This is a genomic window from Leptotrichia sp. (genome assembly GCF_057270615.1).
Genome location: NZ_DBHIXN010000004.1, coordinates 1 through 15,825, shown reverse-complemented (window position 1 = coordinate 15,825; position 15,825 = coordinate 1). Strand labels below are relative to the sequence as shown.

Genomic DNA, 15,825 nt, shown 5'->3' with positions numbered 1-15,825 from the left:
AAGTTAATTCTTTAAATACTCTAGTTATATTTACCTAAATCCTATAAAATAAATTTATTAATAAGTATTTTTCTTCGAGTTTTATATTTTTTTAACTTTAAAGAAAATCAATTTCTATTTTCCTTTTGAGCTTTTGTAATAAACTTTAAACTGAATAAATTTATATATGTTAAAATAATTTATATTCAAAAGCAAGTTTTATTTTTCTTCTATAAAAAAGTTTTGTATAGAGCCTGGTTGTAAAGGCATGGCGTTTGACGCCCTTACGTTAAAATAAATTAAAAATATAAAAGGAAAAATATTATTAATTAAAATAATCCATAATAAAAATTAAAATATTATTTTATATCTGTTTTAATAATAGCATTATAAAAAACTGAAATAATGCAATTATTCCTCCCAATACTCCACCAATAATTTCAATATGCTTCAATTCATTCTTAGATACAGACAAAATTATTTTTTCCATTTCTTCTAATGAGAAATTTTTCATTTTTTCAAGCATAATTTCCTTAAAGTCAATTTTATCTTCCGCAATTTTTAGGATTTCTTCCACTATTTCCTCTTTATTTTCCAAAATTGATTTTTTAAAATATGCTTTTATTTTTTCAATTAATGAATCATTTAAAAACATTTTTAATAGCGGATTTTTTTCTAATATACTTTTTTTCAGCTTTTCTCCTATAATTTTGTCCAATAATTTATCCAAAACTTCATCATTTATGACATCATCATCTTTTAATTTTTCAGTAATGTATTTTACCGAAATAAGTTCCTTTTCTATTGTTTCTGCTATATTTTCTGAAATTTTATCTCTATTTTTGGGAATTAATCCCTGTATTTTGAAAAATAGGAAGTTTACTTCCTTATAGGGCCTAAATAACAATTTTATAGCCAAATAATTTGTAAACCATCCTATGAGTATTCCAACAAAAACCATTATGGCAAGTTGGATTAACAAATTTTCCAATTTTTCCTCCATTTTTTTATAGACATCTATAAATATCAAGAAATATTTTAAGTCCTTGTAATTTAACCAACTATTGCTTTTCCATATTCCTTACATTTTTCAATTTTTTCATCATCATCAACAGCTAAATGAATAATAAGACCATCATTCACAACTGAAAGTCCTTCATTTGTGATTTCTTCACGCCAAGTGTCCATCCATCCACCTTGTCCCCAGTCGTACGAACCAAATAGTCCAATTGTTTTCCCAACAATCTTATCTTTTATTCCTTCAAAGAATTCTACCATTTCAGGTGCAACTTCCTCTGCTCCAACTGCTGGCGATCCAAATGCGATAAAATCAGCATCTATTGCACTCTCATCAGCTTCTTCTACATTTATAAGTTTAACATCAGCTCCAGCATTTTCTGCACCTTCACCAATATATTTTGCTATTTCTTCAGTATTTCCAGTACCTGTATAATAAACTATGTTTAATGTTGCCATATTTTTCCCCTTTCTTTAATCATTCTCAAAAATCTATAAAATTCTACTAACAAAAATTTTTTTATTTTGTCAATCTATAAGTATCTCTTGCAATTACAAGTTCTTCAGCAGTCTCAATTCTATAAATTTTGACTTTTGAACTTTCTGAAGATAATTCCACATTTCCAGATAATCTTTGTGCATTCTTTTCTTCATCTAAATCAATTCCAAAAAACGAAATTCCTTCACAAATACTTTTTCTCGCTCCAACAGAATTTTCTCCAATTCCACCAGTAAATGCAATAGCATCAATACCGTTCATTGCAGCAATATAAGCTCCTATATAAAGCTGAATTCTATAACAGAACATGTCATAAGTCAAAACAGCCTTTTCATCTCCTGCTTTTTTAGCCGCATCTAAATCACGAAAATCCGAACTTTCTCCAAACATTCCTAAAATACCAGATTTTTTATTTATTCTGTTATTCATTTCATCCAAAGAAAGCCCTCTTTTTCTCATAACATATATAACAGAAGCGGGATCCACATCTCCAGTTCTAGTTCCCATCATAACTCCTGCAAGCGGTGTCATTCCCATTGATGTATCTACAACTTTACCATTTTGAACTGCTGAAATACTTGCTCCATTTCCAAGATGGCAAACTATAATTTTAGAATTTTCTTTACCTAACATTTTTCTTGCTATTTCACTTACATATCTATGAGAAGTCCCATGAAAACCATACTTTCTCACTTTTAATTCTGTGTAGTCTTCATAGGGATAAGGATACATGTATGCTTTTGCTGGCATTGTTTGATGAAATGCAGTATCAAATACTACCACATTTTTCTTTCCAGGAAGCAATTTTTGAATAACTTTTATTCCCATTATATGAGCTGGGTTGTGTAAAGGTGCAAGCGGTGCAATCTCTTCAAGATTTTTCATAACTTCATCATCTACAAGTACAGACTCTCCATAATATTCTCCACCATGGACAATTCTATGACCTATTGAATCAATTTCATCTGTGCTTGAAATTACTCCTATTTTTTCATCTTGAAGTGTCTTTAATATTAGTTCCACTGCAACTGTATGATTTTCCATAGGAATTTCCATTTCACTAATTTTTTCTCCTGTTATTAAATTCTTATAACTAAAAATCGGATTTGCAATTCCTATCCTCTCACAATTCCCTTTAGCCAACGACTGTTCATTAGTCATGTCAATAAGTTCAAATTTTGCAGATGAACTTCCACAATTTATTACTAAAACTTTCATTTTCTCCTCCAAATTTATGTTTTTGCTTTTTATTTTTTTAATAAGGGTTCTTGCCCCTTTACTACTAATACTATTATTGCTTAAACAATTATATATAAACCCTTCATTTAAATAGAAACAGTATAACTTCAATTTTAATTAATTTTTTACCAAAAAAAATTACATTTCAGATTCCACAGCTGTAATTGCTACAACTTCCACTATATCTTCCACACTGCATCCTCTTGACAAATCGTGAACTGGTCTTGCCAATCCTTGGATTAACGGTCCTAATGCTTTTGCCTTTGCCAATCTTTGAGTTAATTTATAACCAATATTTCCTGAATCCAAATCAGGAAAAATCAATACATTTGCCTGTCCTGCTACTTTTGAATTAGGAGCTTTTGCAGCAGCTACTTCTGGAATAATTGCCGCATCCAGCTGTAATTCCCCATCAAAGTCAAAATCAACGTTTCTAACTTTCAAGATTTCAATTGCTTCCCTAACTTTGCTTACAGACACTCCATCTGCGCTTCCCTTTGTGGAAAATGATAGGAATGCCACTTTAGGTTCTTTTATTCCAGCAGTAAATCTAGCTTTTTCTGCAGCAGAAATTGCAATATCAGCTAGCTGCATTGCTGTAGGATCAGGGATTACTCCACCATCTGAATATACAAATGTTCCATTATCTCCAAATTCAGGTGTATTTGTTATCATAACAAAAGAACTTGATACTGTTTTTAACCCTTCTCTTGGTCCAATTACGTGAATTGCCGCTCTTAAAACGTGTGCTGTTGGAGAAGATGAACCTGCTACCATTCCATCAACTCTGCCTTGATGTACAAGCATTGCTGCAAAATATCTTGGATCTGACATAAGTGTTGCTTTTGCAGTCTCAAATGTCATTCCCTTTTTTTCTCTTCTCTTTCTCAAAAGTTCCGACATATCATCAATTGTTGCACAAGAATCAGGATTGTAAAATATTGCACCTTCTAGTGAAACACCTATTTTTTTTGCTTTTTCCTTAATTTTTTTCTCATCTCCAACTAAAGCAATTTTTGCAATTCCTTCGTTAATAACTTTTTCAGTTGCACGTAAAACTCTTTCATCATCTGTTTCAGGTAAAATAATAGTTTTATTTAACTTTTTAGCCCTTTCTTTTAATTCATTTGTTAATGTGTTCATAAATCTATCTTCCTTTCTTGTTTTTTTATTAGTCAAACATAGCTTCAACAAATTCCTTTGTATCAAATTCCCGTAAATCCTCAATTCCCTCTCCGACACCTATAAATTTGATTGGTTTTTTCAGTTCTTCTGTAATTGGAAAAATAATTCCACCTTTTGCCGTTCCATCAAATTTAGTTAAAATAATTCCTGTCAAATCTACAATTTCATTAAATATTCTAGCCTGCTCTAATCCATTTTGCCCAGTTGTACTGTCAATTACAAGCAATGTTTCAAAGTCAGTCTCTCCAGATTGTTCACGTATAATTTTATTTATTTTTTCAAGCTCTTTCATCAAATCACGTTTATTGTGAAGTCTTCCAGCCGTATCCAGTATCGCCACATCAAATCCACGATTTTTTGCAGTTTTTACAGTATCAAAAATTACAGCGGCAGGATCGCTTCCATGTGCCTGTTTTATAACTTCCACGCCAGTTCGTTTTCCCCATTCTTCAACTTGTTCAATCGCAGCAGCTCTAAACGTATCTCCAGCCCCAATAATAACCTTTTTCCCGCTATCCTTTAAATTTTTCGCTATTTTCCCAATGGACGTAGTCTTTCCGACTCCATTTACACCGACAATCAAAAGAATATTCAACTTTCCATCCTGCAATTTTAATTTTGTGTTACTTTCATCGCTATAAACAAGTTTAGCTTTTAGCAATTCCTTTAATTCATCATAAATTTGCTCTGATGTTTTCAATTTTTTTCGTGAAACCGATTTTTCCAGCTCTTCCACAAGCTGCATTGTCATATTCATCCCAATATCCGATTGAATCAGCAATTCTTCCAATTCTTCATACAAATCATCATCTATTGTTTTTCCCAAAAGTACTTCTTTTAATTTTCCAAAAAATCCCTTTTTAGGTGTTGCTAGTCTGTCTTTTAATGGCTTTAATTTAGGCTTTTTCTTAGTTTTTTCTCTTTCTTCAGAGTCATTTTCATCTAATTCACTTTCAAAGTTTTTTTCTAAATTTTTACTAATATTTTTTGGGCTTTTATCTTTCAACTTTTTATTTTCAACTTCAGAATTTTTATTTGATTCATTATCCTTTTTCAAAATTTCATCAGCTGTTTTTTTTATTTCTTTTTCTGTTTCTTTTTTTATTTTTTGTATTTCATCTTCACTTTCCTGAATTTCTTTATCCACCTGGTTTTCAAGCTCGCTTTTTTGCTCTTCCTCACCTTTTTTCTTTTTCCCAAATTTAAAAAAATTTTTCAGCATTATTTTTTATCCCTTTCCGCCTGTGATTTTTCCAGATAATCTGGCTTTAAATTAAAAATGTCAGTTTTTTTCACAATATTTTTTTCAAAAACATCATCATTTCTCAAATCTTTATCCAAAAACATTTGAACATAAGTCATCGTATTAATAGACAAATTTTTATCCTCAAATATTTTTACAAAATTTCCCAATTTATCCAATATTTTAGCTTTATAATTAAAAACTGCATCTCCAATCAAATAAATTTTTTTGTTATTTTTTTTATTTTCAATTATTTCCTCAATTATGTTATCCAATTTCGTAACTTCATAATTTTTTACTAATTCCAGCTTATTTCCAGCTTTCTCATCAAAAATTTCATAAGCTGCACAATAAATTTTTTCTTTCCGTGAATCAATTAGTGAATATATTTTCACATTCTCATCATTTTCCAAACTTACCTTCAAATTATAATAGCCTTGAAATCCAAGTGCATCTAATTCATTCACTTCATAAAAATTCACATTTCTTCCAAAAAAAAGTCCTTTAACAACTGAAATTGCTATCCGAACTCCAGTAAATGAACCAGGCCCAATTGAAACAATCACATTTTCAATTTCATCCAGCTTTTTCCCAGTCCATTTCAAAAGACTGTCAATTTGCTCTAAAATCGTGGTAGAATGTGTCTTTGCCATTTCTACATGGATTTCTCCCAAAAGTTTATCCTTTTTATAAAGTGACAAACCAGCCAGTTTAGTTGTAGTCGTCATTGCAAATGTCAACATATCTTTTCTCCATTTTTTATTTTTATTTTTTAACAAGAGTTCTTAATCCCTTGTTATATAATTTTTTTGTTTTTAAAATTCAAAATTTTCTTTAGTATAAACAATTTTGTTATAAAAATTGTTCAATTCCAAAATCTACTTTTTCTCCATCAAAAATTGTATAAACTGCAATTTTTCGAGCTTCATCCGAATAGTGATTTATCTCAACAAACACAGCATCTTCAGGCATCTCATCCAAAATTTTATCCGCCCACTCGATAATCACAACACTTCCCTCTTCCCCAATATAATCCTCAAATCCAATCTCATAAATCTCTTCAGGATCATTAATTCTGTAAACATCAAAATGATATACAGGCACATCTCCAGAGCTGTACTCAATAACATAAGTAAACGTCGGACTCTTTACATTTTCCGTAATATTATAATATTCACAAATTTTTTTAGTAAATGTAGTCTTTCCAGCTCCTAAATCTCCAATAAGTCCTAGACATCCTCCATTTTTTAGCTTTTTTGCCAAATTTATCGCCAGTCTGTCTATCTCTTCAAATGTCAATATTTTCTTTTCCATAATTTTCTCACTTCTAAATATCTTTTAAATCCTATATTCAAAAAAATATATAAACTAATTTTTATATGCTTCAATAATTTTTTCAATAATCTGAGTTGTAGAAATATTATCTACAAAAGACAAAATCTTTACTTCTCCGCCATTTTTTTCAACAATTTTTGTTTCTGGCAAATCCTCTTTTTTATAATCTCCACCCTTTACGTGAATATCTGGCTTTAAAATATCCAGCAGTTTTTCTGGCGTTTTTTCATCAAAAATCACCGTATAATCCACAAATTTTGTTCCCAAAAGTACATAAGCTCTATTTTTTTCACTATTTATAGGTCTTTTATCTCCTTTGTTCACCTTAACCGAAGCATCGCTATTTACACCTACAATCAAAACATCTCCTAAATTTCTAGCTTCTTCCAAATAAGTCAAATGTCCAATGTGCAAAATATCAAAAACTCCGTTAGTAAACACTACCTTTCTCCCAGCTTTCTGCAATCTTCCTATCTCATTTCCCATTTCATCAGCAGTCAGCAAATTATTTTTAAAACTTTTTTTCAATTTCTTCTCCAATATATTTATTTATAATTATAATGTATTTTATTAATATTCATGCAATCCCTAAAGTCATTTAATTTTACAAAGGTCTAATCATACATCAAATTATACCACATTTTTTACAAAAAAAGAAAATTTTTCTATTTTTTTGACAGAGCATATATTATATAACTTATATAATCGGTGCAACACTAAAATATACAATAAAACTAATTCAATACTATTCCCTGTTTAAAAAGTGAATATTTATTTTAACGAAAAAATAAGAGCAGAAAAAAGTTCCGCTCTTAAAAAATATTTTTTACTTTTTTGTTACACTCAACTTGGTAATATGCCACATTTTTTATAAAATAATATCTTCAACAGGCAAAATAACCGCACCCATCGAAATTCCTCGCCCCAAATCTATCTTCATAATTTTAATAATTCGTATAATTTCCTGTGCATGTTTATCTTCCAAATAAGTAACTAAAATGCTATCTGTCCCTGGCCAAACATGTGTATTAAAATGTTTAAAAGTCTTACTCCAAGAACTATGAACAGCTGGAACTATAAAATATTGATCTATTCCATACTCTCTTAATTCTTCTTTCATTTTTTCCGTGTAAAATGAATCAAAATATATCTCTAATCTTTTCACAAAATTCTCCCCTCTAATTTTTCTGAACCTCCCATGACTAAAGTCGCGAGTGTTCTTGTACTATTTAATAAAAAGTAAATTTTACAAGTTACCAAACATTTCAACAAATCAAAGAACTGAATTATTTAGTATATCCTATTCTTTCCTGTTCTTTTTCCTGTCTTCTTTTTTCCTCTTTTTCTTTTTGCTTTCTCTCTTTTCTTTCTTCAACTAACGAATACAATACTGGTGTAAAGAATAATGTCAAGACCGTACAGAATGAAAGTCCAAACATTACTGCTATCGCCATTCCTTGATAATATCCTGAACTTCCTTTATTTGAGAATACCATTGGAAGCCATCCTAATACTGTTGTAAGTGTTGTCATTAAAATTGGTCGGAGTCTTGAACCACAGGCTTCTACTAAGGCATCGTGTATCGACCAGCCTTTTTTCCGCAATCCCGCAACGAAATCAAGCATTACAATCGCATTATTAACCGCCATACCAAATAACATCAAGATACCGATCATAACGAACATACTAAGTTGTACTCTAGTTATTGCTAATCCTAAAATTACTCCAATCATTGATAATGGCAATGTTGTCATAATCATAAGTGGCAATATAAATGATTCCAACTGAACCGCAAGTACTGTATAAATCAACACAATCGCAAGTAACAAGTCTTTCATAATTTGTCCACCCATTTCAGCTTGGTTTTTAGCTTGTCCTGCTACCCCAATTTTATATCCTTCAGCTGGATTTGCCTTTTTAAATGACTGTTGAATAAATGCCGCTGCATCGTTAAATCCTTTTGATTTATCCAAGTTTGCACCAACTGTTACAATTCTTGTACCATTTTCTGTTGAAATAGTCGAAGCACTTTCTTCATATTGCATTGTAGCAATATCTCCTAATCGAACATAAGTTCCTTTATTAGTTTTTATCTCTAAATCCATAATTTTATTCAATGAATTTTTTTGATTTTTTTCCAATTCCAACACTACATCCAATGTTTCTGTACTTTGAGTTACATCAATTGGATTTGCTGATCCAGACGCTGTCATAAATAGCATTTGAGTAATATCTGTTACAGTTATTCCATAACTTTCTGCTTTTACTCTGTCAACTTCCAATTTAGCTTGTGGATATCCACCTTCAGTTGATGACTTAACATCCTTAAACCAAGACTGGCTCTTCATATCATTCATTATCGAATTTGCAATTCTATTTAATTCTTGTGGGTCTTCACCTTCTATTTGGAATGAATAATCTTTTTGTGACATCATACCTCCTGCTTTTTGTGGTGAAACCGCAAGTGTTACATTTGGTAAATCTTTTAATTTTTCTCTGACACGGTTCATTGCCTTCATCGTATCTTTTTTTACATCGACATTTATTGTCGCTGCACTTTTTGAGGCAATAACATTTATATCTTTAGTCGCTGGATCTGCTTTTACAACAGCTTCCATTTTATTTGCAATATCTTTTGATACATCTAAATCCAATCCTGTCGCAAGTGTCGCAACTACCGAATATTGATTATCATCAATCGTTGGGAAGAATGTAGTTTTTACTGTTTTTCCTACTCCAAATACAACTATCACAAATGCTATTATAACTCCAATTACCATTTTCCATCTATTTTCCAATACTTTTGCCACTAATCCTTTATATTTATCCCTAAATGCATTAAATTTAGCAGCTTTTTCAGCATTATCTGATATTTTTTTAACATCTAAAAATAAACTCGAAGCCATTGGAACCCATAACATCGCAACAATAATCGAAGCTGACAACGCAAACATCATTGAAAACGCAATACTCTTAAATACTTCCTTAGCAATTCCTTCAAATAATATAATTGGCAAGAATACACAAACTGAAGTTGCAGTTGATGCCATCATTGGAAGAATTACTTCATTCGTACCCCGTACCGCTGCTACATCTGCCGGTTCCTTATTAATCTGAATATGATCAAAAATATTATCCAGCGTAACAACTCCGTTATCTACTAATGATCCAACCGCAAGTGATAATCCCATTAACGAAATCATATTCAATGTTATCCCTTGTGTCGTAAGTAAAAAGAATGTAAACATTGCTGAAATCGGAATCAATGTTCCCACAACTAATGAGGCCCTCAAGTTTTTCAAGAATACAAAAAGTACTATAATTGTAATAATAACCGCTTGTATTCCTGAACTTGCAACATTTTTTATTGATTCACTAACTTTTTCACTGTTATCAACTATTATATTATAACTAGAACCTGCTGGAAATAATGGTTTTGCTTCTTTCAAAGTTTCCTTAGCCTTTTTCGCAACCTCTACCAAGTTACCATCTTTACTCTTTTGAATCATAACAGCAACCATTTCTTTTCCATTATACGTTACATACGATGTAGGATCCTCTGTTCCATACTCAACTTTTGCCACATCAGCCAATCTAACTGTTTGATTATTTTGATTTGAAATAACGATATCCTGAATTTGATCAAGCTCTTTTAATTCTCCATCAACTTTTAGGATAAATTCTTTCGTCCCATCAGTTATCGTACCTGCTGGCGTTACTGCATTAGCCGCTTTTATTTTACTATAAATTTCTGCCGCTGACAAATTATATTCCTTCAATCTAGCTGGATCCAACCAAACTTTAATTTGTCTTGTTGCATTACCCATTACAGAAATATTACCAATACCTCTATTTCTCTTCAATCTAGGTTGTAATGTTTCTTCAACAAATGATGTTATTAACTCTTTATTTCCTCCAGTAATCCCAATCATTAACGCCATATTGGAACTATCTGCCATATCTAATTTTGATACTGTAGGATCTTTAAAGTTATCATCATCTGGCAGTTGTCCTTTTATTTTATCTATTTGTGTTTGAACTTGTACCTGTTTAATATCCGTGTCCACTCCATAGTTAAACTCTATCGTAACTACTGATGAACCATAAGATGAAGATGTTGTAATATTTTTAATTCCATCTACATTCAATGCCGCATCTTCAATTTTTTTAGATACTTGTGTTTTTACATCTTCCGCTGTCGCTCCTGTCCAAGTAGTATTAACAACAACTATCGGTGTATCAAAATCTGGTATTCTTTCCTGTTTCATACCTGTCATCGCTACCCAACCAGCAAAAATCATAAATACAAGTATCATCGTTGTCGACACTACTCTCTTCGTTGCAAATTCTGCTACTGTCATTTTATCTCATACGATTGCAATAACCGTACACTCCTTTCTCTATTTTTCTATTACTGCACAATATTTACTTTTTCATTCGCTTGTACAACATTTTGTCCATCAACAACTAACTGATCTCCAGCTGTCAGACCATCACCAGTCACTGCCGCATAAGTTTCATTTTGATTAGAAATATTTATCGGTATCATAACCGCTTTTCCATCTCTAATAACATAAATAACTTGCTGAACACCTCTTACTACAATCGCCTTTTTAGGAATAATCAACCCATCTTCAGCTCCTGTTGCAATATTTGCTTTTCCATACATTCCACTTTTTAATTCTCTATCTGGATTAGGGAATTTAACTTTTACAATAAATTGTCTACTAGCTGAATCAGCTGAAGCTGCTATTTCATAAACTGTTCCAACAATTTCTTTACCATTCAATTCATCAACCTTTATAGTTGCTTGTGCTCCCATTTGAATTTTTTTAACAATTTCTGCTGGAACTCCAATTTCCAATTTCATTTCACTTTCATTAACCAATGTAAATAATTTTGCTCCTGCTGATACTTGTTGATGTCTTTCTAAATCCATATTTGCAATATATCCGCTAACTTTAGTTTTAATAACAGTTTTACTGTTAGTATCATTTGCTGTAGCCAAATTAGCTTGTGCCGAACTCAAACTGTTTCTTCTAGAAGATAATGCATTTACCGCTGTATTATAGTTACTTCTAGCTGAATTTAAGTTAGCTTGTGCCGAACTTAATTTTGTTTGTGCTGTCAAGAAATCAGTTTCTGTAATTAATCTTTTATCATATAACATTTTATATTTTTGATAATTAATTCTTGCTTCTTCCACTGCTGCTGCTGCTGAGGCAATATTTCCTTTAGCTGCACTAATATCTCCATGTGCCGAACTAATATTAGATTCTGCTGTTCTTACATTTGAAACAGCCTCTCTAACACCAGATCTTGCAGCTTGATTATCAATTGCTACAATTACTTGCCCAGCATTTACATAATCTCCATTTTTCCCATTAATTACTACAACTTCCCCGCTTGAAGTCGCTGTATACGGTATTTCTTCTATCCCTTTTATCGACCCACTTGCTGTATATCCTAGTGACATTTGATTCTGACCAATTATTTGCACCTTTACTGGTCTTGCTGTAGACAAATCCCCTTTTGGATTTTTCTTTCCACACGAAGCAGCAAGCAATGCCAACACCGTCATCACTACAATTATTTTTTTATTTATTTTCATTTTTCCTCCTTATTTTTCATGACTTCAATTTTTATAAAATTCTCTTAACTCATACTATTTTTTTGAAAATTTGTTATTTTTAATCTAAAAATGCTCCATATTTTGAAACTAAGAAATAATAATTCAACTTAGCCTGTGCATAATTTACTCTTGCCTGTCTCAAATTTGTTTCCGATTGCAATAAATTTTCCATCGTAATCAATCTGTATGAATATCTTTCCCTTTCTGAATCGTATGCTTCTTCAGCCTTTTGAACTGCCAGTTGTAATGCCGCTATACTTTTTTCAAGTGCTCTTAGCTGATAATAAGTTTTTTTCATATTCGCCTGAACAGTTTCCAAAGTCTGATCTGCTTGAAGTTCTGATATTTCTTGAGTTTTTTTCGCATATTTTACATTATTTTTTCTTTCTCCCCAGTCAAATATGTCCCAGCTCCATTTTATTCCAGCCGAAGTCGTAAAATTTTTTGTTTTAAAAATATTTCCAAATTTATCTTGACTTTTTAATACACCATAATTTACCATTCCACTAACTGTCGGTTTAAAGTCAGCTTCTTGTATTTTTATATTTTTTTTACTTAAATCATTTTGTTTCACAGCCATTTTATATTCTGTATTTTCTATCGGCAATTTTGCCAAATCATCTTCCAATTTAATAGTTTTTGTAAAATTATCTTCTACTCCAAAAGGAACTATCTCAATTTTTGAACTATTTTTTACTCCAATCAAAATTCCAAGTGATTCTTTTGAAACTTCAATATTCCCTTCTTGCTCTACAATCTGTGCCTCAATCTCAGCCACACTTCTTTCTGCTTCTGTCAATTCTGGCTTAGTCGTCATTCTCAAATCATACAGCTCTTTTTGCGTCTTCAAATTTTCATCCAACGTTTCCTTTGACTTTTGTAGCACTCCCAAAGTACTCATTGCATTATAAACATCAATATATGCTTGAACTGTGCTTAAAATTGTATCTTTTCTTACTTTATCCAAGCTAAGCTGTGCTAGTGTCAACTTTTCCTTACTTATTTCATGATTCAATTTTAATTTTCCACCTGTATAAATTGGCTGTGATAACGTCAAATAATGCTGATATGCCTCTCCAGTTCTATTAAAATCTTTATCCAAATGTCCTTGTGCACTTCCTGAATATCCTACTGTAAAAAACTTGCTTGCCCACGTTCTATCCACATCAATTTTTCCTTGTTCTGTTTTCAACATTTCAATCTTAATATCTTTATTATTTTTAATTGCCATCTCTGCTGCTTCCTGTATCGTTATCTTTTCTGAAAAACCAGGAATTGCAATTAACAATAATAATGATACCACTATTATTTTTAGTTTATTTTTATCTCTTTTCATTTTTTTCTCCTATTCACCATTTTTAAAATTCAATTAATCCAGTATTCTTAAATTTTTATTTTTGTACAATTTTTAACAAAAAATAACTACTGTTTGCTATAAACTTTCTATTTTTTTTACAATTGTCTTTATTTATTTCAATGCATTATCAGTAAATTTCACGATTTCACTAATTAATTCCTTATTATCTTCCACTATTCCATCAAAATCTTCTTCTAAAGCAAAATTATATTCTTTCCTATATAAAATTTTTTCAATCAAATAATTATTAATTGAAGAAATTATAAAGTCTGAAATTATATCAATATTATATTTTTTAGTATTCTCATATTTCAAAAGTATATTTTCTTTAACAAAATTCTTAAAAAACTTTGTCATTTCTCCATTAAATTGACTTACAATTGTATTTTGAGTAAAAGCATTTACTATCCCAATATCCATATTATTAAAAAGCACCAAAAAACTTCTAAACTTTTCCTTAATAAAATTTTCTAATGTTTTCCTTGGATCTACATTAATCTCCATCTTTGAATACCGCTCTATTTCAAATCTCTTTATATCTTTCAACAACTCATACAAAAGTTCCTCTTTTGTCTTAAAATATGTATAAAAACTCCCCTTTGAAATACCTAACGTTTTCGTTATATCTTCCACTTTCGTATCCGTATATCCATTTTTTCTAAACAATTCAAAAGATTTTTCAAGTATTTTCCTTTTTTTCTGTTTTTTTACATTTTTTTTCCCTTCCAAACGTCTTCCCACCTAACAATATAAAAATTGACTCGCAAGTCATTATATTATAATATAATTTTTTTTCTAATTTGTCAATCATTTTTAAAAGTCTATATTTTCTTTATAATATACCCAAACTCTAAATTTATATGATTTTGAATAGTTTAATTTCGACTGGATTTTAAGTATATACTTTAATAAATGAAAAAACTAGTTCTATAATAAAACTAGTTTAAAACCAAACTCAAAAGCTATGACTATTTTACTCAAGCCCTAAGTTTACATAAATTTCAAAAAAAAATAAAATTATCTAATTTGGACAAAAAAATAGAAGCTGAACTCAAAATCTTAATTATTTTAAGACAGCTCCTTTATATATAACAAAACCAAAACCCTGTTTAAAAAATAGAAGTCATATTTTATATTATAACAAAACATCTCTACTTCTTTCAAAAAAATTAATAGCTATTCCCCTATTTAAAAACAACTTTCACTTCTTTCCCATAAAACGCAACCCCAATCTTCAAAATATTCTTTATCCCTCTTGCCTTAAGCTTCGTATCATATTTCTTCTCATCAATCTGCTTCAACGCCTTCTGTGCTCTCTCTTCCATCCCCTTTTTCGTCTTCGATATTTTAAATTCCATAAGGTAAGCTTTCTCGTTACTTTTTATTGGAATCATTGCGAGGTCATATCTTCCATATCCACTCTCATCATTTGAAATAATCTCATATTTCCCCATTAAGAATCCTACAAGCCCTATCATAAACACTTGATATATTTTTTCCATTTCCTTATCCAAATCAAAATGACTCAGCATATTTATCATTATTTCTCCCAAGGTCTTCTCAAATTTTTTAATATCTCCATTTTCAAGTGCTTTTATCAAAATATTTGTTTTAACTTCTGTTCCAAAAAATCTATTTAAAAACATATTCCCAAAATATTTTCGTATTTCCTTATTTGGAATTCTTAAGTTATAAACATCTGTATATTCTGAAGTTACATCTATTTCCTTCTGCTTTTCATCTTTTGTCAAATACCCACTATACAAAAGTAATTGCCATATCTCATCATCATTATTTAAAAGACTTTTTATCGTAGTTCCATCCGAAATATATTTTTCAATGCTTTCCCCATCAGTAAACCGTTTTAAATCATCATAAACACTTTCCCCAGCATTATTAAGCATATTTTCTAAAAGCGTATTCCCTGAAACATTTGCCCAATATGCCTTTATCTCTTTTTCTCTCACATAATTTACAATAGACCAGGGATTGTATACTTCACTTTCTCCAAAAATATATCCATCATACCATTCCCTAACCTCTTCAATCTTATATTTCATATCAAAATACTCAAGCATTTCAATCACTTCGCTCTCAAGGAGTCCAAAATATTCTGAATAATCTTTACTTAAAATCGTATTTACATAAAGATTATTTAAACCTGAAAATATTCCTTCTTTTATGATTCTTGTTATTCCTGTTAAAACACCATATTTCAAGGAATTATTAGTCTTTAATGCTGAGCTGTAAAATGTTTGAAAAAAGTTTATTGCTTCATTGTAGTATCCTTTATCAAAAGCATTTATTATTGGAGCATCGTATTCATCTATTAAAATTAT

14 protein-coding genes are annotated in these 15,825 nt (G+C 30.5%); all 14 read right to left on the bottom strand.

The genetic code is table 11. The features are described from left to right. Positions 1-343: 343 nt before the first annotated feature. The gene (locus ACO409_RS01425; RefSeq protein WP_485554138.1) at positions 344-970 is read right to left on the bottom strand and encodes a DUF445 domain-containing protein; all 627 of its coding nucleotides are present in this window, start codon (positions 968-970) and stop codon (positions 344-346) included. A gap of 62 nt (positions 971-1,032) precedes the next feature. Then, complete coding sequence (locus tag ACO409_RS01420; RefSeq protein ID WP_485554136.1) at positions 1,033-1,455, bottom strand: flavodoxin; 423 nt, start codon at positions 1,453-1,455, stop codon at positions 1,033-1,035. 61 nt (positions 1,456-1,516) lie between these two features. Beyond that, positions 1,517-2,713 carry an acetate/propionate family kinase gene (locus tag ACO409_RS01415; protein ID WP_485554134.1) on the bottom strand — a complete coding sequence of 399 codons (1,197 nt, stop codon included), beginning with the start codon at positions 2,711-2,713 and terminating at the stop codon, positions 1,517-1,519. Positions 2,714-2,872: 159 nt separating this feature from the next. After that, on the bottom strand, positions 2,873-3,877 hold the full coding sequence (pta, locus tag ACO409_RS01410; protein WP_485554132.1) for a phosphate acetyltransferase: 1,005 nt from the start codon (positions 3,875-3,877) through the stop codon (positions 2,873-2,875). A gap of 28 nt (positions 3,878-3,905) precedes the next feature. Next, positions 3,906-5,141 carry a signal recognition particle-docking protein FtsY gene (ftsY, locus tag ACO409_RS01405; RefSeq protein ID WP_485554130.1) on the bottom strand — a complete coding sequence of 412 codons (1,236 nt, stop codon included), beginning with the start codon at positions 5,139-5,141 and terminating at the stop codon, positions 3,906-3,908. Continuing rightward, positions 5,141-5,905: a tRNA (adenosine(37)-N6)-threonylcarbamoyltransferase complex dimerization subunit type 1 TsaB gene (gene tsaB, locus ACO409_RS01400; protein WP_485554128.1), complete on the bottom strand. Its 765-nt coding sequence runs from the start codon at positions 5,903-5,905 to the stop codon at positions 5,141-5,143. Before tsaB ends, ftsY begins: the two co-directional genes overlap by 1 nt. Positions 5,906-6,014: 109 nt before the next feature. Continuing rightward, positions 6,015-6,476 carry a tRNA (adenosine(37)-N6)-threonylcarbamoyltransferase complex ATPase subunit type 1 TsaE gene (gene tsaE / locus ACO409_RS01395; protein ID WP_485554126.1) on the bottom strand — a complete coding sequence of 154 codons (462 nt, stop codon included), beginning with the start codon at positions 6,474-6,476 and terminating at the stop codon, positions 6,015-6,017. A gap of 54 nt (positions 6,477-6,530) precedes the next feature. Further along, complete coding sequence (rfaE2, locus tag ACO409_RS01390; RefSeq protein ID WP_485554248.1) at positions 6,531-6,983, bottom strand: D-glycero-beta-D-manno-heptose 1-phosphate adenylyltransferase; 453 nt, start codon at positions 6,981-6,983, stop codon at positions 6,531-6,533. A gap of 382 nt (positions 6,984-7,365) precedes the next feature. Then, a complete protein-coding gene (locus tag ACO409_RS01385; RefSeq protein WP_485554124.1) occupies positions 7,366-7,662 on the bottom strand; it encodes a PG0541 family transporter-associated protein in 297 nt (98 codons plus the stop codon). A gap of 121 nt (positions 7,663-7,783) precedes the next feature. Continuing rightward, positions 7,784-10,858: an efflux RND transporter permease subunit gene (locus ACO409_RS01380; protein ID WP_485554123.1), complete on the bottom strand. Its 3,075-nt coding sequence runs from the start codon at positions 10,856-10,858 to the stop codon at positions 7,784-7,786. Positions 10,859-10,908: 50 nt separating this feature from the next. Then, a complete protein-coding gene (locus tag ACO409_RS01375; RefSeq protein WP_485554121.1) occupies positions 10,909-12,108 on the bottom strand; it encodes an efflux RND transporter periplasmic adaptor subunit in 1,200 nt (399 codons plus the stop codon). Positions 12,109-12,187: 79 nt separating this feature from the next. Beyond that, positions 12,188-13,465: a TolC family protein gene (locus ACO409_RS01370; RefSeq protein WP_485554119.1), complete on the bottom strand. Its 1,278-nt coding sequence runs from the start codon at positions 13,463-13,465 to the stop codon at positions 12,188-12,190. 132 nt (positions 13,466-13,597) lie between these two features. After that, positions 13,598-14,215 (bottom strand): TetR/AcrR family transcriptional regulator, encoded by a 618-nt coding sequence (locus tag ACO409_RS01365; RefSeq protein WP_485554117.1) that lies wholly within the window; start codon positions 14,213-14,215, stop codon positions 13,598-13,600. Between the two features lie 455 nt (positions 14,216-14,670). Then, on the bottom strand, positions 14,671-15,825 hold a 1,155-nt coding region (locus tag ACO409_RS01360), incomplete at its 5' end, for a PD-(D/E)XK nuclease domain-containing protein (RefSeq protein ID WP_485554115.1).

Excerpts from the sequence above, each read along its gene's own strand:
- ACO409_RS01420 (WP_485554136.1), bottom strand. The coding sequence starts at position 1,455 with ATGGCAACATTAAACATAGTTTATTATACAGGTACTGGAAATACTGAA.
- ACO409_RS01370 (WP_485554119.1), bottom strand. The coding sequence starts at position 13,465 with ATGAAAAGAGATAAAAATAAACTAAAAATAATAGTGGTATCATTATTA.
- ACO409_RS01415 (WP_485554134.1), bottom strand. The coding sequence starts at position 2,713 with ATGAAAGTTTTAGTAATAAATTGTGGAAGTTCATCTGCAAAATTTGAA.
- ftsY (WP_485554130.1), bottom strand. The coding sequence starts at position 5,141 with ATGCTGAAAAATTTTTTTAAATTTGGGAAAAAGAAAAAAGGTGAGGAA.
- ACO409_RS01375 (WP_485554121.1), bottom strand. The coding sequence starts at position 12,108 with ATGAAAATAAATAAAAAAATAATTGTAGTGATGACGGTGTTGGCATTG.
- tsaB (WP_485554128.1), bottom strand. The coding sequence starts at position 5,905 with ATGTTGACATTTGCAATGACGACTACAACTAAACTGGCTGGTTTGTCA.
- rfaE2 (WP_485554248.1), bottom strand. The coding sequence starts at position 6,983 with ATGGGAAATGAGATAGGAAGATTGCAGAAAGCTGGGAGAAAGGTAGTG.
- tsaE (WP_485554126.1), bottom strand. The coding sequence starts at position 6,476 with ATGGAAAAGAAAATATTGACATTTGAAGAGATAGACAGACTGGCGATA.
- ACO409_RS01380 (WP_485554123.1), bottom strand. The coding sequence starts at position 10,858 with ATGACAGTAGCAGAATTTGCAACGAAGAGAGTAGTGTCGACAACGATG.
- pta (WP_485554132.1), bottom strand. The coding sequence starts at position 3,877 with ATGAACACATTAACAAATGAATTAAAAGAAAGGGCTAAAAAGTTAAAT.